At 39.7% G+C, this 1,384-nt stretch carries 1 protein-coding gene; it reads right to left on the minus strand.

Annotated features, from left to right (window positions below; genetic code table 11):
• Window positions 1–55: 55 nt before the first annotated feature.
• Window positions 56–1,306: an IS4 family transposase gene (locus K7G79_RS14660; protein ID WP_223552345.1), complete on the minus strand. Its 1,251-nt coding sequence runs from the start codon at window positions 1,304–1,306 to the stop codon at window positions 56–58.
• Between the last annotated feature and the right edge of the window lie 78 nt (window positions 1,307–1,384).

Below are 1,384 nucleotides of genomic sequence, written 5' to 3' on the forward strand. Positions count from 1 at the left end.
CACTGCCGTCCAAAAGTTTTTGAAAACGGGCAATAAAGTTTCTGTGTCCCTTTGTTTATAGGGGCATAATTAATTGTTTGCTGGAATTATCTTTATCAAAAAGTGTAATATCGGGTGGTTTTTCAGCTTTTTTGACTACTGGCTTTAGTTCATTGCAGAGGTAATCTATGGTTAGGTAATGCATAAGGCAGATCCTTATTTTCTCGCAGAAGTTACTGAATGCCGTAGATGTGTCTGAGCAACAACGCCTAATAAGTTCTAGGAGCAAGTAAGCGATCAGTGCCACATATATTTGTGATTTAACGGCATTTTCACTGGTGCCTAAAAAGGTCTTTATCTGCAGGTTTTGTTTAATGGCCTTAAAGAAGAGTTCTATGTCCCAGCGTTTTTTGTACAGGTCTGCTATGGTACGTGCAGACCAATCTAGTTGATTGGTAATAATCTCTATAACTTTGTCTTCATCTTCTTTATAAACACTGACCAATCGTAAATACTGCCCTGTAATGCCTGTCTGTTCTGCTTTTGGTGAGCTTAGTTTAATGATTTGGTCTTTTAGGACATCTTCGTCTTTGCCCTCTGGTAGGTCGAGTTCTTCTAAAGCTTCAAATACGGTATTGTTTTTTATACGGGTTACGAATATGTTTTCTGCCTTTATACGCTGTAACATAAGTTCGAAATCGAAATAGGCCCTGTCTTCCACAACAATGGTATGCTTTTCATAGATGTGGTTCTTAAGCCCATAGCGGTCGTGCAACTTGGCTTCGGTAATATTTACCATATCCGGTAGCCCTAATTTATCGTCCCAGACGGTATGTATTTTTATACCGCCTTTAGCTGTCCTAAACTTTGCCCAATCAAACAGGCTCAAGCACAGGCTTATCGTAGTACTGTCGATCAATTTAATGGTGTGGTTTTTGATCTCTTCGATGATATGGCTCTGGTAACGTAATTTCAATAGATGCTTATAATGGCTCAGCAGCCTAAAGTAAAGGCCTTCAAAGACTTTGCAGCTTCTGTTTTTATTGCCCGTGCCCATGGTGGATTTGGCAGGGCTTTGTTTTAGGCCAATATCGGAAAGAAAGGTGCTACTGACTGACAGTCCGCAACTTATCACCGACAGGGAGTAGCATTTATTGAGCTGTCCAAAAGTTAAGGCTACCAATTGGTCAAAAGTCCTGTACTTGCTACAGCCCTTGTCGCTTTGGTGCTTATCGATTTGGTGTTGCAATAAATGGCGTGGAATCAAATTTAAGATTTGACCAAGTAAAGGGGTATTTGTATTTTTACTGCGCCTGAAGAGTCCCATAATTCGTATTTTTTTATCACAAATCTAAAATACGGGATTCTCAGGCTACTTTAAAATTAAAACTTTTGGACGCTAGTG

The organism is Aestuariivivens sp. NBU2969 (genome assembly GCF_019931125.1).
Lineage (GTDB): Bacteria > Bacteroidota > Bacteroidia > Flavobacteriales > Flavobacteriaceae > Aestuariivivens > Aestuariivivens marinum.